The 20,490-nt window shown below is 52.6% G+C and carries 23 protein-coding genes and 1 pseudogene; 4 read left to right on the top strand and 20 right to left on the bottom strand.

Annotation, left to right across the window (positions count from 1 at the left end):
* Window positions 1–113: 113 nt before the first annotated feature.
* The 7 genes and pseudogenes from N0M98_RS20060 to N0M98_RS20030 form a co-directional block, all read right to left on the bottom strand.
* Complete coding sequence (locus tag N0M98_RS20060; RefSeq protein WP_249864145.1) at window positions 114–275, bottom strand: hypothetical protein; 162 nt, start codon at window positions 273–275, stop codon at window positions 114–116.
* Between the two features lie 52 nt (window positions 276–327).
* Entirely contained in the window at window positions 328–1,020 is a 693-nt protein-coding gene (gene prsW / locus N0M98_RS20055) for a glutamic-type intramembrane protease PrsW (RefSeq protein WP_249864146.1), read from the bottom strand.
* A 231-nt stretch (window positions 1,021–1,251) separates the two neighbouring features.
* Window positions 1,252–1,481, bottom strand: a pseudogene (locus N0M98_RS20050) (glutamate dehydrogenase); the annotation flags it as partial.
* Window positions 1,438–1,590, bottom strand: a complete 153-nt coding sequence (locus N0M98_RS20045) for a hypothetical protein (protein WP_259618981.1) — start codon at window positions 1,588–1,590, stop codon at window positions 1,438–1,440. The gene N0M98_RS20045 and the pseudogene N0M98_RS20050, both read right to left, overlap by 44 nt.
* 24 nt (window positions 1,591–1,614) lie before the next feature.
* On the bottom strand, window positions 1,615–3,126 hold the full coding sequence (locus N0M98_RS20040; RefSeq protein WP_259618947.1) for a DnaB-like helicase C-terminal domain-containing protein: 1,512 nt from the start codon (window positions 3,124–3,126) through the stop codon (window positions 1,615–1,617).
* A 119-nt stretch (window positions 3,127–3,245) separates the two neighbouring features.
* Window positions 3,246–3,848, bottom strand: coding sequence for a genetic competence negative regulator (locus tag N0M98_RS20035; protein ID WP_249864148.1), 603 nt, complete (start codon window positions 3,846–3,848; stop codon window positions 3,246–3,248).
* A 201-nt stretch (window positions 3,849–4,049) separates the two neighbouring features.
* Window positions 4,050–4,406: a hypothetical protein gene (locus N0M98_RS20030; protein ID WP_249864149.1), complete on the bottom strand. Its 357-nt coding sequence runs from the start codon at window positions 4,404–4,406 to the stop codon at window positions 4,050–4,052.
* 108 nt (window positions 4,407–4,514) lie between these two features.
* Between N0M98_RS20030 and N0M98_RS20025 the strand changes: the two genes are divergently transcribed.
* A complete protein-coding gene (locus N0M98_RS20025) occupies window positions 4,515–5,435 on the top strand; it encodes a polysaccharide deacetylase family protein (protein WP_259618946.1) in 921 nt (306 codons plus the stop codon).
* 30 nt (window positions 5,436–5,465) lie between these two features.
* On the opposite strand, the gene N0M98_RS20020 is transcribed toward N0M98_RS20025, so the two are convergent.
* Complete coding sequence (locus tag N0M98_RS20020) at window positions 5,466–5,678, bottom strand: hypothetical protein (RefSeq protein WP_249864151.1); 213 nt, start codon at window positions 5,676–5,678, stop codon at window positions 5,466–5,468.
* The gene (locus N0M98_RS20015; protein ID WP_249864152.1) at window positions 5,679–6,272 is read right to left on the bottom strand and encodes a CPBP family intramembrane glutamic endopeptidase; all 594 of its coding nucleotides are present in this window, start codon (window positions 6,270–6,272) and stop codon (window positions 5,679–5,681) included. It lies immediately after the preceding gene.
* A gap of 198 nt (window positions 6,273–6,470) precedes the next feature.
* Between N0M98_RS20015 and N0M98_RS20010 the strand changes: the two genes are divergently transcribed.
* Complete coding sequence (locus tag N0M98_RS20010) at window positions 6,471–7,394, top strand: hypothetical protein (protein ID WP_259618945.1); 924 nt, start codon at window positions 6,471–6,473, stop codon at window positions 7,392–7,394.
* Window positions 7,395–7,501: 107 nt separating this feature from the next.
* On the opposite strand, the gene N0M98_RS20005 is transcribed toward N0M98_RS20010, so the two are convergent.
* Entirely contained in the window at window positions 7,502–7,828 is a 327-nt protein-coding gene (locus N0M98_RS20005) for a rhodanese-like domain-containing protein (RefSeq protein ID WP_249864154.1), read from the bottom strand.
* A 601-nt stretch (window positions 7,829–8,429) separates the two neighbouring features.
* Between N0M98_RS20005 and serA the strand changes: the two genes are divergently transcribed.
* Window positions 8,430–10,016: a phosphoglycerate dehydrogenase gene (serA, locus tag N0M98_RS20000; RefSeq protein ID WP_249864155.1), complete on the top strand. Its 1,587-nt coding sequence runs from the start codon at window positions 8,430–8,432 to the stop codon at window positions 10,014–10,016.
* Window positions 10,017–10,154: 138 nt separating this feature from the next.
* Here serA and N0M98_RS19995 read toward each other — a convergent pair whose 3' ends face one another.
* The 10 genes from N0M98_RS19995 to N0M98_RS19950 all read right to left on the bottom strand — a co-directional run bounded on the left by N0M98_RS19995 (window position 10,155) and on the right by N0M98_RS19950 (window position 20,042).
* Window positions 10,155–12,011 carry a HAMP domain-containing sensor histidine kinase gene (locus N0M98_RS19995; protein ID WP_249864156.1) on the bottom strand — a complete coding sequence of 619 codons (1,857 nt, stop codon included), beginning with the start codon at window positions 12,009–12,011 and terminating at the stop codon, window positions 10,155–10,157.
* Window positions 12,012–12,728 (bottom strand): response regulator transcription factor, encoded by a 717-nt coding sequence (locus N0M98_RS19990; RefSeq protein ID WP_249864157.1) that lies wholly within the window; start codon window positions 12,726–12,728, stop codon window positions 12,012–12,014.
* A gap of 38 nt (window positions 12,729–12,766) precedes the next feature.
* Window positions 12,767–14,002 (bottom strand): c-type cytochrome biogenesis protein CcsB, encoded by a 1,236-nt coding sequence (ccsB, locus tag N0M98_RS19985; RefSeq protein ID WP_259618944.1) that lies wholly within the window; start codon window positions 14,000–14,002, stop codon window positions 12,767–12,769.
* On the bottom strand, window positions 14,002–15,687 hold the full coding sequence (resB, locus tag N0M98_RS19980) for a cytochrome c biogenesis protein ResB (protein WP_259618943.1): 1,686 nt from the start codon (window positions 15,685–15,687) through the stop codon (window positions 14,002–14,004). Before resB ends, ccsB begins: the two co-directional genes overlap by 1 nt.
* A 205-nt stretch (window positions 15,688–15,892) precedes the next feature.
* Window positions 15,893–16,423 (bottom strand): thiol-disulfide oxidoreductase ResA, encoded by a 531-nt coding sequence (gene resA, locus N0M98_RS19975; RefSeq protein ID WP_249864160.1) that lies wholly within the window; start codon window positions 16,421–16,423, stop codon window positions 15,893–15,895.
* 66 nt (window positions 16,424–16,489) lie between these two features.
* On the bottom strand, window positions 16,490–17,236 hold the full coding sequence (locus N0M98_RS19970; protein ID WP_249864161.1) for a pseudouridine synthase: 747 nt from the start codon (window positions 17,234–17,236) through the stop codon (window positions 16,490–16,492).
* A gap of 21 nt (window positions 17,237–17,257) precedes the next feature.
* Window positions 17,258–17,599, bottom strand: a complete 342-nt coding sequence (locus N0M98_RS19965) for a peptidoglycan recognition protein family protein (protein WP_249864162.1) — start codon at window positions 17,597–17,599, stop codon at window positions 17,258–17,260.
* A gap of 58 nt (window positions 17,600–17,657) precedes the next feature.
* Window positions 17,658–18,191 carry a spore maturation protein gene (locus tag N0M98_RS19960; RefSeq protein ID WP_310944063.1) on the bottom strand — a complete coding sequence of 178 codons (534 nt, stop codon included), beginning with the start codon at window positions 18,189–18,191 and terminating at the stop codon, window positions 17,658–17,660.
* 6 nt (window positions 18,192–18,197) lie between these two features.
* On the bottom strand, window positions 18,198–18,818 hold the full coding sequence (locus tag N0M98_RS19955) for a nucleoside recognition domain-containing protein (RefSeq protein ID WP_249864164.1): 621 nt from the start codon (window positions 18,816–18,818) through the stop codon (window positions 18,198–18,200).
* A 51-nt stretch (window positions 18,819–18,869) separates the two neighbouring features.
* Entirely contained in the window at window positions 18,870–20,042 is a 1,173-nt protein-coding gene (locus tag N0M98_RS19950) for a D-alanyl-D-alanine carboxypeptidase family protein (protein WP_375295510.1), read from the bottom strand.
* Window positions 20,043–20,329: 287 nt separating this feature from the next.
* On the opposite strand from N0M98_RS19950, the gene N0M98_RS33920 reads away from it, so the two are divergent.
* Window positions 20,330–20,490, top strand: a 161-nt coding sequence (locus tag N0M98_RS33920; RefSeq protein ID WP_375295515.1) for a helix-turn-helix domain-containing protein, incomplete at its 3' end; no start/stop codon positions are given.

The following is a 20,490-nucleotide window of genomic DNA, read 5'->3' as shown; positions in this document are numbered from 1 at the left end:
CTTTGTCTTAAGTATGATAGCAGCAGAACAAATCCCCCAAAAGTGACGTGTGTCAAAAAAGCCCGCGCCGGTCTCCCCCCTTCAGCGAGAGGATGACCGCGCCGGCTTTCCGGTTAAAAATCGTGAGGCTCGATTTCGAAATCACTTTCGTTGTTGCAGATGCATTGTTTGAACCCCGTATCGATTCTGCCTTTATCCCGCCTGCCTTTCAAGATAAAGCGCTCGCCGCACCAGTTGCAGCGGATAGTTACTTTCACTCTTTCGTTTAACGCCATGCATACCCTCCGGTTTTTTTGGAATCTATACTGCTAAGTATAGACAAACCGGTCAAATTTTAACCTGCTCTTCGGAACGAACCACGCGCAGAGGCGAGGTGGCGTTGGCCCGGTTCACCTTCCGCAGGCTGCGGACCCACAGGAACGCCATGAGCGGTATCATAAACCAGATCCAGTACGTTTTGGTCGTCGCAAGCACATAATCGAACACTCCGTGCCAGAAGATCGGCAGCATCAAGGATAACGCCAAGTGCCTTCTGGTCAAACCCGGATTAAATTTAGCCTTGCCCAGATGATATCCCATGATGACCCCGAACATCGCATGACCCGATACGGGGAGCAAAGCCCGGAACAACAAGCTGGAAATCGAGGCCGAGTTGAGCAGGGCGTAGAATACGTTCTCCAGCGTAGCAAAACCGAGCGAACCGGCTACGGCGTATACGATGCCGTCATAAGGCTCGTCGAACGAAGTGTGCTTATATATCACGAAATAAATAAGAAACCACTTGAGAAACTCTTCGACGCCGGCCGAAATGATAAAGCTGAAGACAAAGGGATTGTCGCCGAGCCCGTGCACGAACGCCCTTTGCAGCACCATGACCGGAAACACAAGCAGCACGCCGAAGAAAAACACTTTCATCACAAGATGAACAGGTTCCGTATCGTAACGATCCTTCAAGTAAAAATAAGCCAATAGAGCGACACCGGGCGCTATCGCCGCCGCTAGGACTGAAAAGACGCTCACGTGTCCCCCTCCATTCCCGGTTTTTGATAACAGAAGCGCGCGAACTCTCAGGTTAAGAACAAGAACACCGGCCTCCGGCCGCTGTTGAAAATGGATTCATCTGAATGACGATAAAAGTTACAATCCATTTTCAAAGGCTGCACGTAAACTCTCCGACTTGCTGTTCTGTTCTCCGCCTTTTCGTTCGGCAGGAGCTTCATGTCAAAAACCTGCCGTATTATTATAATGAACCTACCCTCTGAACCGGGCGGCTTCAGCCATTTTACGAACGCCGACCCTATAAGCGGCCAAGCGCGTATCGACATTTCTCGCAATACGAATATTATAGACATTTTCAAAGCCTTTTTCCATCACTTCTTGCGCTCTGGCATGCACTTCCGCTTCCGTCCATTAATATCCTTGGTTGTTTTGCCCCATTCAAAATACGACTCTTCGACGCCGCCGGCGCATCGTAAAAACTCGCATCGGCTCTTTAAGCAGCTCGACCATCGCTTGCGAACAGCCAAGCTTCAGCAGCTCCTGCCCGATAATGACCTGCGTAGAACGAAACACGTTCAAATTTTCCGCCATCGCATCGGCCCTTTTCTTTAAAATTTATTGCTCCGTAAACACGGCTTTTTGCTGCTGAAAATCGAGCGGAATATGCGCCGGAGTGCCGTTTCTGTTTTTAACCAGATCGAGCGATACGGAGTGAACGTTATCATGATGAGCCGTCCCCTCACGCTTCAACATCATTATGACGTCCGCGCAGGCCTCCATTCCGTCGGGAATGCGCTGCTGCTCGTATTCTCCCGGCAATGCGGCGACGATCACGGCGCTGCTCTCCTTGGACCACTGCTTCAAGGCATAAGCGATATACGTCTGCCGCTCGGTTAAGGTCGCCGCGGGAGCATGATCCTGGACCATCCGAACGGGAACCCGCTTCAAGTGATCGATGAAGACGACGGGCGTTTTGCCCGCCAAACCGGCGATTTTCCCGATGGAGGCCAGCACCTTGTCCAGCGTCGTGTCCGGCGAGCATTCGAGCGTCCACATATTTTTGCTGACCGGCATATAGCTTTGGATCGCCTCGTTGATTCGTTCCGGGTCCAGCTTGCCGTTCAATATTTGTTGCGGCTCGACGCCAAGCGTCCGGGCGATGCTGCGAGCCCACAGCTCGAAGCCGGTCATATCCCACGATACGTATACGACCGGATTTTGCAAGCCGGCTATATGATCGGCCATCTGCTTCATCAGCATCGTCTTGCCGCTCGACGCGGCTCCGCATATCAGATACAGCCCGCTGCGGAACCCTCCGTAAAGCGCCCTGTCGAGTCCGTAGAATCCGCTGGACAGCCCGTAGACTTGTCCGCGGTACCGCTTCATGTACTCCTCGGCGTAGACCGTCAAATTTTTCACATCCGGCGCGACCGGAACCAGCATCGCTTCTTCCATCGTATGATTCAAGATCTGCATGAACGTGTCCAGCGGATTTTGCGCCCTGACAAAGAAGTCGTTAAGATCGCGGATCGTTTCCGGCAAATTCACAATATAAGCTTCTTGCGCCGTTTCGTGAAGCAGGGTCTGTATTCTTACACTTTCCCGGCGGCCTAATTCATCGTTTCCGAGACAAATAAATACGCGCTTGCCGCTCAGCTTGACCGCATGCTGTTCCTTAAAACCGAACCAATAGGGTACGCATACCGCCGGCAACCGGGCTTGGTACAGACTGAGAACGTCAAACACGCCGTTGCATAAAATAACGTCCTCGGTTTCCGCGAGAATCTGCTCATTGAACATGTAATCCTCTACGCCGATCAAGGTTTTATACTTCGGCTCGCGGTGATCGATGGACCTGCCTATCAGATCAACGGTCTCCTCGTCCGCGTTGGTAACGGGAATAATAATCCGGTTGGCAAAAAAATCGCTGACGAAATGCTCGCTGACATGAAACCCGATTTTGCCCGGGGCGTATCCGATCCGGTACTGCTCGATCGTCTCCTGCTCGATCCCTCTTTTTTCCAAATAGGCATAAGCCGCCTCGCCCAGCTGCTTCTGATATTGACCGACCATTTCTTCAAGGTCGACTGACGATTTAACGGTTTCCATACTTATGTTTTTTACCATAGTGCGCCCCCTTGTCCGAACTTCGTATCCGCATCGCAAAAAAGGCACTCCGCAAAAACAAGACTGTTTTTGAAGAATGCCTTCGAACATTGTGATCGATCTGTAAAGCACCAAGATCATTATTTAAAATGTGCGCATAGCACTTTAACGGCGTTTTCAGCAATGACCGTCTTCCCATACTCCTCCAGCACAGCTCTAGTCACAGTAGCAGCCTCACCGAACTCCGACAACACGGCAATGACAGCCTGGTATCCGTTCTCATCCATTTCGTCGGCATTAAGCAGCAAGAACCATTTGTTCTTATAAGCAAACAGGCTCCCGCCCTCTGTGACTAACGGATTCAAAACCTTAGCCATGCGAAGCATATCTTCAAAATCATGGAACATGTAGGAAATCTGATCGGTTTGCTCCAGCGTCACTTCAAGCTCATACATCTCCTCGACTTCCTCGTCATACGACTCGACGGTTTGCTGGAAATCGACTTTGCCGCGGGTTACGATGACAACCATGCCCTGAGCAGGAAGCTGCAGCACCTCCACGGCCAGCGGGCCGGACGGTTCAAAGCCCAGCTCGGTATAAGCCTGGTCCATCATGTCGCTGAACAGTTCGTGCACTTTAGGAATTTCTCTCCACATGTCATCCTTTTGAATGCCTCGCTCCGTCAAGTCGTCGAATGTGAGGAAAATCCGTATCTTGTCCTGACTTAAACGCTCCATTTTCATACAGGATTCCTCCTTGCCGACGCGTATATTAATAGCTTATGAAGTAAGGTTAAAAAGGTGAGTAAGCAATTATAGCTTGTATTCAATTATATGTCTATTATATCACAACATAACAATAAATGTACGAATGACTGTAAAAAAACAAAAAGCACAAGCAGCGCTTTCCTGCCTGTGCTCTTTGCAAGCGCCCGCTCCAGACGGTCACTGCGTATGATATACTTCTTTTTGTTGATTTTCGGCCAAAATTTCGTCGACTGTCGACTTCAGCTCGGGGTCTTGGCTGATGATCTCCTCCACCTTGCTGAGCGTCGAGCCGGAATGGCTGCCGTCCTTCTCATGGGAGGAGCCGGAGTCATGGGAAGCTGCTGCAGACGCAGGCTTATGCTTCTCCTCGTGCACCGAGTCCTTGCGCCGTTCCTTCGATTTGTCCGTCATTTGTCCGAGCGACTGATTGTTGCTGCTGAAAGCGGAAAATAGCATGGATTTGCTTTTATTATTAAAATACATAACGGCAGCCGCGCCGACCAAGCCGCCTAGCAAGAACGAACCGATCTTCATGGTATCCATCCCTCCATCAGTTTGCTTACAATCGTATTTTCCGCTATGAAGAGGGGAACCATGCATGATAAAATTAGGAAACCAGCAAAGAATAGGAGTTTTTATGCGATGAAAAACAAACTGCTCTGGGCGCTTGCCGCCTGCCTGATTTTAACGGCAACCGCCTGCCGCAATTCCGCCGAACCATCCGCCGCGCCTCCGGCCGGACAAGCGCAGCCTGACAGTACCGGCACAGCGTCCTCCCCTGCGTCTTCGAACGCAATCGATCAAGCAGCGCAGGCTCAGCCCCCGCAAGCGGGGCAAGGAGGCCCTCAGACCGGACAGGCCGCAGTCCCTCCCGCCGGGCAAGACAAGCAGCAGCAAGCGGCCGCCGAGAAACCGGCTCCCAAACTGTACAAGTTGAACGCCAAAAGCTATGATATCGTTCCGATCGATCCGGAAGCGACGAGCAAGAAGGTCGTCCTGCTCACCTTTGACGACGGCCCGAAGGATAAAGACATGCTTGAGCCTCTGCTGGATACGCTCGACAAACATCATGCCAAGGCGATTTTCTTTGTGAACGGGTACAGGGTCAAGCAGCATCCCGAGCTGCTGAAGCTCATTCAAGAACGCGGACAAACGATAGGCAACCATTCCTGGGATCATATCGATTTGAAAAAAGAGGGTAAAGAAAAAGTCGATCAACAAATCGGGGACGTACAAGCGATCGTGAAGGAAGCGACCGGCAGCTCGCCGCAGTTTTTCCGGCCTCCGTTCGGGTCGGGAGGAGATATCGTTCGCGCGAAGGTCAAAGAAGAGAACATGCTGTTTATGACGTGGTCCAACGGTTCGAAGGATTGGGAGATGTCGACCAAAAGCAATGATCCGGATAAAGTGGTCGCGAACGTGCTTGAGCAGCTCCGGCCGGGCAGTAACATTCTGATGCATGAGCTTCCCTGGACGGTCAAAGCCCTCGACAAGCTGCTGACCGAGCTGGAGGGGAAGGAATACGGATTCGTAGACCCTTCCTCCATTGATATCGGCTTGTAATCCGAGCCGGACGCGCTTCAATCCTCAAGGTCATGTATGGCTGCGGACGTAACGCCAACCCCATACCAGTAAGCTTACGACAAGTAAAATGAACAGCCAAAGCAAGGTCCGGTAAAAAATCGGGAGATATTTTTCTCTTTCCGTCGGGTGCACCGTTTTGCGCGGCGGGAGGAAATGCTCCTCCCGTTCTTCTTCCGGTCCTTGCTCATTCGGCATGTTCAGCTCTTGTTGTCTGGAATACATTTAATCCTCTCTCCTGTAACGAATGATACAACCCATGATGAAATCGATGACGAAGTGCGCAATGATCGGCGCCCACAGAGAGCCGGTCTGTATATAGATCCACCCCAGTCCGTAGCTGATGCCGAACACCAGCCCCGTCATCAGCCAATGCTGCAAATAGCGGATATGGATCGCCGCAAATAAAATGCTCGTCCAGTAAGGCCCCCAGAATGATTGGATCGCTCCCCGGAACAGCCATTCTTCGCAAACCGCCACAATAAACGACATGACCGTAATATGCCACAAAGGGCGGTTTCTGAACAGCATTTCGTTGATGCCGCCGTCGTCGGTGACCTCGGGCGGAACCCACCGCGAGATCAGAACGTCCACGATCAGCACGACGGCCGCCAAAGCGACGCCCCAGAGCGGAATGGCTATCCCCTGTTTCCATGAAAACATCGCGGCAAGCGATGGCCTATGAAACAGCATAATGATGGACCCAAGAACCAATACCAATAATTGCGTTACGTACAAGTTCATGATCAAGTATCGTTCGTCGATTTCATCCACTCTCAGCGACCGAAACTTGAACTGCTTGAAGTTAAATTTTTTCATCCGGATTATTCCTTTATTCGACAAAATCACCTATACTATCAGTGGGGTGGCCGCCGCTTCGCGCCTGCCCGCGACAGCTGCCGCAAGCAGTGAAACCGCAGATTGCCGGTCACCCGGACAATGGGTTCGCCGCAGGCAGTCTCGCGGACGCGAACCCCGCTTTCCTACGCGCAAAAAAGACTACAAGGAGCATGCTTAATGGAGAAACAGTTGACCCGTTCTGATTACTTATTTGTTCTCATCTTTATTTTTATGCTGGTACTGGCCCTCGGAACTTTTTTCCTCGGCGTACGATTGGGTCAGGAACGTTCCGAAGCGAAGTATGCCGAACTGTTCTCCAAACAGACAAATGCCGCCCAAGAGTATTCCGCCTATCATCAACAGTATTTGGTGTCTTATTATCATACCATTTATCAGCCGTATAGGGAATTTCAGAACAGCTGGTTCGATAAATTAAACGCGCTCGAGCTGAACCGTTCCGCCGACGTCTCCCTGATATTGAAAGATTTGGCCAAGCTGGCCAAGGACAAATACGGCGAAGTCAGCAGCGCGTCAATGCCGGACTCCTCGCCTTTGCTGCAGGAAGGCCAGCAAAACTATGCGAAAAGCCTTAAGCTCTTTAACGAAGCCTTAAGCGGATTTCAATCCAAAGCCAATGCGATTCCCGCCGCTCAAGCGCTGGATGAGCTGAACAAGGACGCGTATATTGTCGAAGCGAAAAAGTTCGCTCTGGCCGCACAGCAAAATTATTACGACGCCATCGTAAAATGGAATGCCGCCGATCACCCCGACATCAAGCTCGCCGACCCGGCCAAGCCGCTCAATGTGACGGATTGGAGGGCGCTGTCGTTAAACGCCAAAAACGACTACGTCGCCGCCATGCTTGCCGCTTCGCAGACGTTCAGACCGTTTACGCCCCAGGACATGACCAGCCGGATCGATGAGATGGTGGCGACGGGGCAAGCGGGCAAAATGAATTTGAATCAGGTGCAGCCCGTAGCGGACGTTCTGCTCGCCACGGACGCCGTTCGCACCGGCGACTTTATCCGCAGCAAGAGCAGATGGTATGCGGGCGAAACGCTGCCGCAGCTCCCCTTCTTCATCGACGAGCCGCAGCCGTGATTCGCGCGGAAGCCAATGCCGCGCCATTACAGCAAAAGCCGCCTCGCGGGCATCGCAGTGAACCTGCTTGCCGCTAGCGGCTTGTTTGCCGTTCTGACATTTCGGCCTCAGTCGTATTGAAAACCGCGCAGCATGGCCACGGCCGCCATCCCGCCCTCCACATTGATCACCTGCTCATACCCGTGCTGCCGCAAGTAATAGCATACGTTTGCGCTTCTCAGGCCATGCGCGCATACGATGTACAGCGGCTTGTCCTGGGGAAGCTCGGGCAAGCGGGCGGGAATCGTATTCATCGGTATCAGCTTGGCCTCTTCCAGATGATAATAATCCCACTCCATCGGCTCCCGGACATCAATAATCAGAGCATCGCCCAATCGCTTCCCGTCCACCTTCTCCAGAAACTCTCTTGGCTCGATATATTCGAACGATTCCATAAGGCTGGTCCTCCTTTTTTCGCGGCTGTAATGAAGAATAACGAAAAATTCACAATTGATCAAGTAAAAACCATTGCAATCTAAAGCAATTTGCCATAAAATATGGTTTGTATCCGGATAAAGACGAACAATCAGCAGTAAATATCCGGTAAGCGTACGTAGATTGCCCTAAGAGGTCCAGGCTAATTCAACGGCTGAAACAATCGTTTCGACACCTATTGACACGACCTGAAAGGCATGGTACGCTAATGAAAAATTTCAACTAGCCAGCAATGACATTGACGGAGACAATGTAAACCGGTAATGCGCAGAGAGCCGACGATCGGTGCGAGTCGGACATTATCATTTACGTGGAGCACTCCCGAGTCGCTGTTTTCGAAATGGCCTTCGCTTTCCGCGAAAACCTGTGTAGACTCAGCCGCCTAGAACCCGTTATCGTTCCGAGTCGACAGACTCATGAGGCTGCGCGTGCGAGCGTGCAGCGAATTAGGGTGGTACCACGAGAGCAGCTCTTCGTCCCTTTTATACGGCAATCGTATGGGGATGAGGAGTTTTTTTATGTTCTTTTTTCAAATTATAATAAAATGGAGGTCTGTAAACAATGTTTAAAGTGTTAGTTATGGATGGCATCAGCGATATGGGGATTCAAATGCTGTACGACGCGGAAGATGTCGAGGTTGACAAAAAATCCGGCCTTTCCGAAGCCGAGCTGGTCGCTATCATCGCCGATTACGACGCTTTGATGGTACGCAGCCAAACGAAAGTGACCGAGAATATCATGGCTGCAGCTTCTAAGCTGAAAGTCGTCGGCCGCGCCGGCGTCGGCGTCGACAACATTGATCTGGAAGCCGCAACCAAACGCGGAATCGTCGTCATCAACGCCCCCGACGGCAACACTATCGCCACTTGTGAGCTGACCTTCGCTATGATGATGTCGGTCGCTCGTTCCATCCCGCAAGCGTACAAGAAAACCGTCGGCGGCGAATGGGACCGCAAAACGTTCGTAGGCGTAGAGCTTCGCAACAAGACGCTGGGGATTCTCGGCATGGGCCGGATCGGCAGCGAAGTAGCCAAGCGCGCCAAAGTGTTCGGCATGGACGTGATCGGCTACGACCCGTTCCTGACGGAAGAACGCGCCGAAAAAATCGGCGTAAGACTCGGCACCGTCAACGAAATCGCGGCGCAAGCCGACTTCATTACCGTGCATACGCCGCTGACTAACGAGACCCGCCACATCATCTCCCGTCCGCAATTCGAGCTGATGAAAAAAGGCGTAAGAATCGTTAACTGCGCGCGCGGCGGAATTATCGACGAAGGAGCTTTGGTCGAAGCGATCGACGCAGGCATCGTAGCCGGAGCGGCATTCGACGTATTCGAAGAGGAACCGCCTCGCGCCGAGCATCCATTCCTGAACAATCCGAAAATTATCGTAACGCCTCACCTCGGCGCATCGACCGTAGAAGCGCAGGAGAACGTAGCGATCGACGTGTCGGAGGAAGTGCTTCACATCTTGCGCGACCAGCCGTTCAAAAACGCGGTGAACATGCCTCCGGTACCGCCGACCGTGCTCAACAAGCTGCAGCCGTACTTCGGTCTCGGCGAGCATCTCGGACAATTTGCCGGCCAAATGACCGATGGCGCGGTGAACGAAATCGTCGTCAATTACTCCGGCGATTTGAGTGACGTCGACACCACTCCGCTCACTCGCTACATCGTTAAAGGCATTCTCGCCAATCAGCTTGAAGGCGTCAATATCGTTAATGCCATGCACCTGGCCAAAACTCGCGACGTGAACATCGTAACGCAAAAATCGACGGCATCCAAAACGTTCACCAACCTCGTATCCGTCACCTTGAAGACGAAAAACGAAGAGCGCACTTTGGCTGGAACGCTGCTGTCCGGCTACGGCGAACGGATCGTGCAAATCGATCAATACCCCGTCGATATCGCGCCGCAAGGCAACCTGCTGTTGATCTCGCACAACGATAAGCCGGGTATTATCGGCAAAGTGGGCACGCTGCTCGGCAGCAACGACGTCAACATCGCGACGATGCAGGTAGGACGCAAAGTATACGGCGGTTCCGCCATCATGGTGCTGACAACCGACAAACAAGCTTCCAAGGATGTCCTGGATCAGCTGATCAAGCTCCCCGAGCTGACGAACGTCCGCGAACTGACTTTGGAATAGTACGGTTCGGCCCCGATTTGTTTCACGGACAACAAGATTTAGCTTCTTTTTTCAACAAAAATAGCGAGCTTCCGATATCGTATCGGAAGCTCGCTTCGTTGTTTCGAGCCGTTTCGCGAAAATGTCTGAAAATTCCCATTAGTTAGAAAACGACTGTTGTTTTGGCAAAATGACCGTAAACGTCGTGCCCTGCCCTACGGCGCTCTTCACTTGCACCGTGCCGCGATGGGCTTCCACGAGGTTGCTGACGATGGACAACCCCAGCCCCGTCCCTCCGGTAGTCCCGCGCGTACGCGCTTTATCCGCCTTGTAGAAGCGCTCGAATATATACGGCAGATCCCCGGCCGGAATGCCTTGTCCCTGATCGGTAATCTCCAGTATTACCGCCTCTTTGCCTTCATACACGGAGGGGGCCGCCTTCATCTGAATTTGCGCGCCGGCCGGCGTATGCCGGATCGCGTTATCCAGCAGATTCGTCATCACCTGCTCCAGGCGGTCTTCATCCGCGTCCGCAACCAGCGGCTCGCCCTCCGGCAGTTCGCAGGTCATCGTAATGTCCTGCTCCTTCGACAGCACGGCGAACTTGCGGTGCATCCGCCGCATGAAGCCGGCGATATCAACCTCGCGGAAGTGAAGCTCCAAATTGCCGTTTTCCATCTTGGCGAGGTCGAGCAAATCTCTGACGAGTCTGCCCATGCGGAGCGACTCGTCGTGTATAACCTGAGCCAGCTCCTTGCGCTCTTCCGGCGACGAGGCGATATCGTCGATCAGCGCCTCGCTATAGCCTTGCAGCATGGAAAGCGGCGTTCGCAGCTCATGCGATACGTTGGCTACGAAATCTTTGCGCAGCTTGTCGAGCCGGAACTCCTCGGTTACATTGCGCATGACCGCAACGACGCCTCGTACGACATCCCGCGAGTAGAGCGGCGCCATCACAATGGACCATACCTCATTTTGCACGTGCAGCTTCGTGGCAATTTCCTTGGCTTCGTTGATCACCTGCTCGAACAGCGGTCTTACCGGCGCAGGAATCGTATCGACCCGAATCCCGTCGCCCGCTTCCTCCCCGCCATCCGTATCGAATTCTTCCCACTCGATTTGGTTCCAGTCCCTGACGATCATATAGCCTTGCGGATTGGTCAAAATCACCATTCCGTCCGCATCGAACGTAATCACCGCATCCGCCATACTGCGCAGCACGCTTGACAGATGTTCTTTCTCATGGTTAAGCGCCTTAATCGTATCCGACAGCTCTTCTCCCATCCGGTTGAACGTTTTGGACAGCTCGCCGATTTCATCGTCCGAAGAGATCGGCACCCGCGTACCGTATTCTCCATGGGAAATAAGATCCGCCGCTTTCCTAAGCTGCTGCAGCGGCTGCGTAATCCGGGTGAGCAAGAAGAACGCGAAAAACGTCGTCATCAAAAACCCCGCCATCGACACATAAGCGAATAGTCTCATGACATACGCCTGCGTCGCTTCGACCGATTGCGTCGATTGGTACAGCACGGCGGCTCCGATCACCTTCTGCTGCGCCGAATCCCTCAGCGGCACGGCGACTGCGGAATACAAGCTGTTCGTGCGCTGCTTCACGCCGCCTTTGCCGGCTACCTGATTATCGATGATCGTTCCGTTAAATACGTTCTGCATATCCTGCTTGCTGAAAAAATCATTATAATGCAAATCATCCAAGCTGCCCGCTTCTTCCGAAAACCCGGATTGGTTGAAATCCGTATCGACGATAAATACGGTCGCCTCTTGAGCGCTTAGCAAATCGTTGACCATCATAATATAATGGTCGTCCTCGCTGTGAACCGAAATCCCGTTCGACACCTTCAAAGCGAGCTTATGCAAATTCTCGATCTGGTCCTGCGACTTGGGAAAGGAAGTTTGGATATATTGAAACAGAAACAAGCCCAATACCATCAAGATGACGGCGACCAGGCCGATAATCGTGATCCACAGCTTACCGACTATGCTTCTGAGTATGAACACTTATTTAGGCACCTCAAGCTTGTAACCGACGCCCCAGACGGTGGTGATCATCGAAGCGGCGTCCGGAGAAACCTTATTGAGCTTTTCGCGAAGCCGTTTGACATGCGTGTCGACCGTCCGCAGATCGCCGAAAAATTCGTAATTCCATACATCCTTAAGCAGCTCCTCCCGGGAAAATACTTTATCGGGAGATACCGCCAAGTAGTGCAGAAGCTCGTATTCCTTCGGCGTCAGCGCCACTTCTTGCCCGCCCGCCGTAACGCGGTGAGCGTCGTGCTCGATGACGAGATTCGGGAAGACGATATTGTTGCTCGAATTTACCTCTTTGGACAAATAGGCGGTTACCGACGATCTGCGCAAAATCGCTTTGACCCGATAGATCACTTCGCGCGGACTGAACGGCTTGACGACGTAATCGTCGGCTCCTACTTCAAAGCCCTGCACGCGGTTCGTTTCCTCCCCTTTGGCGGTTAGCATGATGACCGGGGTAGATTTGACCTGGCGCAATCTGGCGCAAACTTCATTGCCGTCGATCCCCGGCAGCATAATATCGAGTAAAATGAGGTCGTAGTCGGTTTCCAACGCTTTCTTGAGCGCGCTTTCGCCGTCTTCCGCTTCCTCGATCGTGAAATTTTCTTTCTCCAAGTACATTCTCAGTAAACGGCGAATGCGCTCTTCATCGTCGACTACCAAGATCGTCATTTTTCTATCCGACATCGGCCCCAACCCTTTCTAAATGAAATGCACTCTCTTCATTATACGCCTGCATACGAGTGAAGCCCAGCGATGACCAGATTAACGCCGATCAACGTGAACATCACGACGAGAAATCCGATAACGGACAACCATGCCGATTTTTTGCCGATCCACCCTCTGGACAAGCGAAGATGCAAATATGCGGCATAAAATAACCATGTAATTAAAGCCCATACCTCTTTGGGGTCCCATCCCCAGAAGCGTCCCCATGCTTCCGCCGCCCAAATCATGGCGAAGATGAGCGCTCCCAGCGTAAAGATCGGATAACCGATGGCAATCGCGCGGTAGCTGATCTCATCGACATCATCCGCGTCGATCCCGTTCATCAGCGGGCTGATGGCAGCGGACAGCGACCGGCGCGCGATTAACCGAAGCAATCCGTACAGGATCAACCCGCCGAGCACCGACCAGATGACCGTATTCAGCTTTCTGGCGGCATTGCTGCCCTTAAGCCATGAAGGGGATTCCATAGGAGGTGTCGTCATGCCGAGGAACGGCTTCATCTCCAGCACCTGAGCGTCCGCAGGCTGCACGAGCGGCGGCAAAACGTAATCGACCGTCTGCTGCACCGCCGTTTCCGCGCCCTCTTCCATTGGCAGAGCGAATTTGGCGTGATAGCCCGACGCATTGAAGCCGAAAATCGTAACGACGAAAGCAATGATCACGACAAGGAAAAACATCGTGAACTCGACGCCCTTTTGTTCCCGGCGATCCGTCTTCGAGGTTCCCTTAAAATTAACGCTGCGCAGCAGGTACATAAGGCCGGCCGCGAAACCGACGGCGAAGAACGCCTCTCCCGCCGCCGCCGTCGTCACGTGGATTTTCAACCAGTAGCTTTGCAGCGCCGGAATGAGCGGCTGCACTTCTTTCGGGAATACCGACGCGTAAGCGATAATGATAATGCCCACCGGCAGCGCGAAAATGCCGAGCACCGGCGCGCGGTAGATCAAGTAGACGATAATAAACGCGAGCATGATCATCATGCCGAGGAAGGTCATAAATTCGAACATGTTGCTCGTCGGAATATGCCCCGCCTCAGCCCACCTTGTGAAGAAGAAGCCGGCGTGACAGGCTAAGCCGATAATGGAGAAAATAAGTCCTGTTTTCCCCCATCGTTTCACATGCCCTTCCGGATCGTCCCGATTCCAACTTTTCCCGGCAATAGCAAGAACGAAGATAAGAAACGCTACGTTGTATACAATGAAAGCAAGTAGCAATAACGTGCTGCTGTTCACTACGACACCCCTCCAGCCTCTAACGTTTTGGGATCCGCGTCAATCCCCGATTTGTGAAGAACCTGGGCGACCTCCTTACGGATGCCGAACCAGTTTTTGTTCGTATGCGCGCCTAACGACAGCTGTCCGTCGTCGATGCGCAGCCATATTCTGCGGTGATGCCAGTAAAAGCCCATGACCAGCCCGATCATGCTGATTCCCGCCCCGACCCATATGAACGGAAGCGCGCGGTCCACGCGAATGTTCAAGTAGCTCGTATATTCCGAGAACTGCACGTCATCCATCGAGTTGACGGACAGCTCGAACTTGGAAGCGATAGCTCCGTTAATTTGATCCTGGGAGAACGCTTCTTTATCCACCTGGCGCGGGAAATACATGTACGGCTGCCCTTCGGGAGCCAGTCCCGGCCCTTTGATGTAAAAAATAAACGCAGGCGCCTTCGGCTCGTTCGATTTGGTCATCGGCAGCCCTTTTTCGTCCAATCCGAATTCGGGGAAGTAGCCCTTCAGCGTCAATTCATACGGTCCGGCCTGATACTTGTCGGCAGGACGGGTCATGGACAGGTCCAATGCGCCGTACACTTCTCCGGTCTGTTTATTTTTCAGGGACGGCTTAACCGAAATCAGCAGCGGATCTTGCTTGAAATCGTACTGATAGGCCAGCAGACCTTTATAATTCAACGGCTCGTTTACGATAATATTTTGCCGGTGCACCTCTTCCAGCTTCGGCTGCTTGAGAGGATCGTCGCAATCGGCCGTGCATTTGTACAAAACCGCTTTCGTTTCGTAAACTTTCGGCACGGCCTGCTCCTTCGCCCGGAATCCCGGCGACATCTCGTCCTCGCTATAAAACTCCAGCGTAAACTTCTCATTTTTCAAATAATAAGAGGTTTCCGGAATTTTGACGATTTGCCCTTCGGGAAAGGCGACGTATTGGTCCATATTCCATCCGGGAAGACTCCTCATTAAGACGGCCAACAAAAAGATAATAAGCCCGATATGGTTAATATACGGCCCCCAGCGGCTGAATCGGTTTTTCTCGGCCAACAAGGCCGTTCCGTCGGTATGTACGCGATAATGCTGTTTCCTTAACGCTTCGGCCGCTTGCTCGACCCATACTTTTGCATCCTCGTCCGCGCTTTCACAGGATGGACCGCTCGTCGGCAGCGGCCCCTTGTAGGATACCTTCTGGCGCAAAATAAAGTTGGTATGCTTGCGAATCTGCTGCTTGTTCAGCGCGCGGTACAGCGGAAGCACCCGGTCCAGACTGCAGACGACAAGCGAGGTGCCGAGCATCAGCAGCAAAGTAATAAACCACCAGGATTGATATGTATGAGATAGCCCCAACTGGTAATAAATCTCGCCGATCGTTCCGTAGGTGTCTTTGTAATAGGTGGACGGATCAAAATTGACGAAGTTGCTCTCCTGGGTAAAGATCGTGCCCAGCGCAGCTCCCAGCAGAGTAATGATAATAAGATAGATGGCAATTTTGACGGAGGAGAAGAAGTTCCACACTTTGTCGAGCAAGCCCGGATTTTCCCTCTGTGAACGTCTTGCCACGCCATCGTAGCGCATCTCCAGCGGAGCCGACCCATCGTCGTCGAACAACGGCTTCCCGCACGATTCGCAAAGCACGGTTCCGAGCAAATTCTGGTGACCGCATTCGCATTTGGTATTCTGAATCATGATGTCCTCCTAAAGCGTCTGACTGATGGCCGAGCGGCCGGCCCGCGCTTCTGCCCCGTTCATGCCTTTCGTTCGCCGCAAAAGAGGGCTCCTGTTCACGGCAACGGTCGGAAACCCTCTTTTCATAGACGAATAGTGCGGATGAACAAGAATTGCGGCACAAAACGCCGCTAACGATGGACTGCCATCAGACGTAAGCCAGCCGTTATTTACTCGAAGCGGCAATGGTTGCAAGTGTTTGCTCTATGTAAGCTTCATCCATTTCGCCGATCCTGATCGTAGCGATTTTGCCGTCGGGAGCGATGAAAAAGGTTGTAGGATACTGCATGACGCCATACCGCTTCCGGGTTTCTTCCTTGTCGTCAAGCAAAATCGGAAAATGAATCTTGTACTGGTCGATGAAACTTTGCACCGTGATCTTGCTCTCTCCAAGGTTGACGCCAAGAAAATCGGCGTTCTGCTTATTCAGCTTGTCGTACTGCTGCTGAATGGCCGGCATTTCGTTCTTGCAGGGCGGACAAAACGTCCCCCAGAAGTTGACCATAACCGTTTTCCCCTTATAATCGGAAAGCTTATGCTGTTTGCCGTCCAGTCCGACGAGGGTAAAGTCGGGGGCCTTGGACCCTTCGACAGGCTTCTTGTCCGTGGCGTATAAATTGTTGAACAGCGTAAACGCCCCGATCACAACGACCACGGCAAAAATGGCCAACTGCACCCAACGTTTATTTTTTCCCATTATGTCACACCTCAAACAATCGCTATTCGAGTCTAACCTCATTATATCGAAATTTGACGCCAGCGCTTATTTGCCTTTTTGAATTTTATGTGTCTTGAGAGCGCTATCGATAAGCTCCTTCACTTCCTGCGGCTTTAAATGACGGAATTTGCCCCGAGGCACGCCGGTCAGCGGAATCGGCCCGAATTGAACGCGTCTCAGCTTGATTACGGGATACTGAATCGCTTCGAACATACGCCGGACCTGGCGGTTACGCCCTTCATATATCGTAATCGAAACTACAGTTTCATTCTTTTCCGGATTGATGTCATAATATTCAACCTCGGCGGGGGCGGTCAGACCGTCCTCCAGCTCGATTCCCTCTCTCAGCTTGTCCAACAGCGTTCCGTGCGGAACTCCCTTGACCGTGGCATGATAAGTACGCGGGACATGATGCTTCGGATGCGTCAGCAGGTTGGCGAATTCTCCGTCGTTGGTTAGCAGCAGCAAACCTTCGGTATCGTAATCGAGCCGCCCTACCGGATAGATCCGCTCTTTGACCGCTTTAAGAAAATCCGTAACGATTTTTCTTCCGCCCGGATCGGATGCGCTTGTAATAACCCCTTTAGGCTTATTAAACAGAACGTACACTTTCTTTTGTTGACGAATAGCCCGTCCATCCACTTTGATCACATCCTTCTGAGCGTCGACCTTCACTCCCAAGGTTGTGATCACTTCATCGTTCACCTGCACGCGGCCTGCAGTGATTAATTCCTCGCACTTTCTTCGGGAGGCCACTCCCGCTTCTGCCAACACTTTTTGTAGTCTTTCCATTGGACTCTATTCACCTCAACCCTAATGATACCTATCATCGGGTGAAATCACAAGCTGAGACCAAGGGAAATAACCGCCGGGACACGAAATCGTATGCGGAAATATGTCGTCGGACTGAAATTCGTGCTTCTCCGCAAGCCGAAGAATCAGCTTATTCAAGACGAACAGCTGCTCCTTCTCCTGGGCTGTGAAGGCTCTGCGGGGTTCGGAGTAATCTCCTTCCAGGCAAATATGGATATATAGCGGATCGGTCTGCTCGGAGGCAGGAATAATGGACCCGTCTCGGGCTATAAAAAAATCATAGCCTTTTCCGTTAATGGAGGAACATGCGGAATGATGAATGACAACGCCGTAAAACTGCACTCAGCTCACCTCTTATCCGTTCGCTGGTACAGTATATGTGCGGAGAAAACCGGGGGTTCTAGGCGAAGACTAAATAACAGACGACAATCGAGGCAACGAAACCGACCGCATCGGAGATCAGACCGACTTTGAGCGCATAGCTTGCCTTGCGGATGCCGATGGCTCCGAAATATACGGTGATGACGTACATCGTCGTATCCGTGCTGCCTTGAATCGTCGAAGCGATCCGGCCGATCAGCGAATCGGGGCCGAACTGCTGGATCAAGTCCGTAGTGAAAGCCAGCGAGCCGGCTCCGGTGATCGGCCGCAGGATGGCCAGCGGCAGCACCTCGCTGGGAATTCCTATCATCTCGAAGAACGGGCGAATCCAGCCGATGAACAGCTCCATCGCTCCGGATGCGCGAAATACGCTGATGGCGACCATCATCCCAACCAGATGCGGAATGATCCGGATGGCGGTATCGAAGCCGTCTTTGGCTCCTTCCACGAAGGACTCGTAGACAGGGATTTTACGGTAGGCGGCGAACAGGGGGATAAACACGATAATAACGGGAATCGCCCAGGCCGAAATCATATTTATCCAAGAGTACAATGGAGATCATCCTTTCCCTTTCGGATTGTTCCTCCGGTTCTTAGGTATCACGGTGCTGCGCTGCCGGTACCACTTATCCACGAGGATGGCGGCGAGCGTAGAGATAAAGGTTGCAAGCAGCGTCGTGCCTACGATCTCCGCCGGATTGGCGGAATTGAAGTTCATCCGGATCGCGATCAGCGTCGTCGGTATCAGCGTAATGCTCGCCGTATTCAGCGCAAGCAGCGTGCACATCGCGGGACTTGCCGTATCCTTGTCCGGGTTCAGCAGCTGCAGCTCCTGCATCGCCTTGATTCCCATGGGAGTGGCCGCATTGCCGAGACCGAGAATGTTGGCGCTCATGTTCGACATGATGTAGCCGATGGCCGGATGATCCTTCGGAACGCTCGGAAACAGGAAGCGGACGATCGGGCGGAGCAGGACGGCCAGCTTCTGCAGCAGCCCCGCGTCCTCCGCAATCCGCATCATGCCTAGCCAAAACACCATAATGCTGATAAGCCCGAAGCATACCGTCACTCCGCTTTTGGCTCCGTCGAACGCCGCCTGCGTGACGAGCTCGATCTTCCCCTGGAAGGCGGCGACGGCGAATCCCGCTACGATGAAAAACAACCATATAAAATTGACCATTTCCGCTGGCTCCCTTCCCGCCGGCATTTGGCGCTTTGGCTTAGCTTTGGCTTAGATCGCGCGTCCCGTAAACAATACGCGGACGAGAAATTGCATAATATACAGCCATTTCTCGGTGAACGACGCTTCCCATTCATCGCTCGCCGAAAATGACATGGACGAGCTTTCCTTTTCCTTCAGACGGGAACTGCCCTTCTCGTACAGCGGAACGTTTCCGATAGGCTTGCCGTTCAAACTGAACTCCAGTTTTCCCATCTCGCCGAGCCGGTAGTTGATAGAAGCAGGATCATTCAACTGCACCTTGGAGCTGAACTGGCCTTGCTCCGAATCCAGAGCCGGATAAGAGAAGGCGTTGCCCGCGACATAATCCGTCCCCTGCACAGGATCGCCCTTGGCGGTCAGTTTCTTCAGGGGGAAGTTCTGAAAGCCGTAATCGAGCAGCTTCGCATGATCCGCCCAATCATCGCCGTCGTTGAGCGTAACGACAGCGAGCTGCTGGCCGTTGCGCGTAGCGGACGAGACGAGGCAGCGCTTGGCTATTTTCGTGTAGCCTGTCTTGACTCCGTCGGCTCCTTCGTACAAGCTGAGCATCTTATTTTTGTTCATCCACGTGTAATCCCACGGATCGTTCGGGTTCGGCGCCTTCTTCACTTTGGTTTTCACGATATCCCGAAATACCGGATTTTTGAGCGCATAGGCGGCCAGCAGCGCCATATCGTTGGCGGTCGAATAATGCCCCTCCGCATCCAGTCCGCTCGGATTTTTAAAGCTGGAATTGCGCATGCCGATGAGGCGCGCCTCTTCGTTCATCATGTAGGCAAAGCCCTCGACCGTTCCGCCGACATGCTCCGCTATCGCCGTTGCGGCGTCATTGCCGGAGCGGAGCATCATGCCGTACAGCAAATGATGCAGGCTCATTTCTTCGCCCAGCCGCAAGTAGATCGACGAGCCTTCTTTGCCGAACGCGTTTTTGCTCACTTTCACCACGTCGGACAAATTGCCCTTTTCAATGGCGACGATCGCCGTCATAATTTTGGTCAGACTTGCGATGCGCATCGGTTTGTCCCCCTGCTGGCTGTACAAAATCCGCCCCGAAGTAACATCGATCAAAGCCGCCGTCTCCGCGTGGGTCGATACGGGCGGGGCTGCTTCTGCCGGTGTTGACCCGTTCATTACGGTAAAGGTCAAAACGATTGCCATGATGAGCGATCCCAATCTTTTCATGTGGCTCCGGTCCTCCTAAACTTGAGTACTCCCCGTCTTACTCCCTGCTTGTACTTTTTGTCGGGACAGCGCAGCGGCGGCTCCCCGAGGAAACTATTCTTAAGTCGGCAAGCGGGACATCTTGTACATGTATATGCTTAAAGAGCCGCGTTATGTCCTCTTCCTTATCGGCGTATGAAACCGGCTTTATTTCGAAACAGCGCAAAAAAACCTACGGGGAACCGTTAAAGTTCTGAACTGCACCCCAATTGTTAGACACAAGCTAACAATTGGAGGTGCAGTTTTTTATGAGTAGATTCAGTGTGAAGGAGAAGTTCCAGACCGTACAAGATTATTTGTCAGGAAAAGAATCCTATTCTGAGATCGGGGCACGCATTGGAATCGATTACAAGTCCGTTATTAAGTGGGTAGCTTTCTATCGTGCACATGGTATGGAAGGTTTAGCTGC

This window comes from Paenibacillus doosanensis (assembly GCF_025060755.1).
In the GTDB taxonomy this organism is placed as follows: domain Bacteria; phylum Bacillota; class Bacilli; order Paenibacillales; family NBRC-103111; genus Paenibacillus_S; species Paenibacillus_S doosanensis.
The sequence above is the reverse complement of the archived record's forward strand: the minus strand, read 5'-3'. Positions and strand labels throughout refer to the sequence as shown.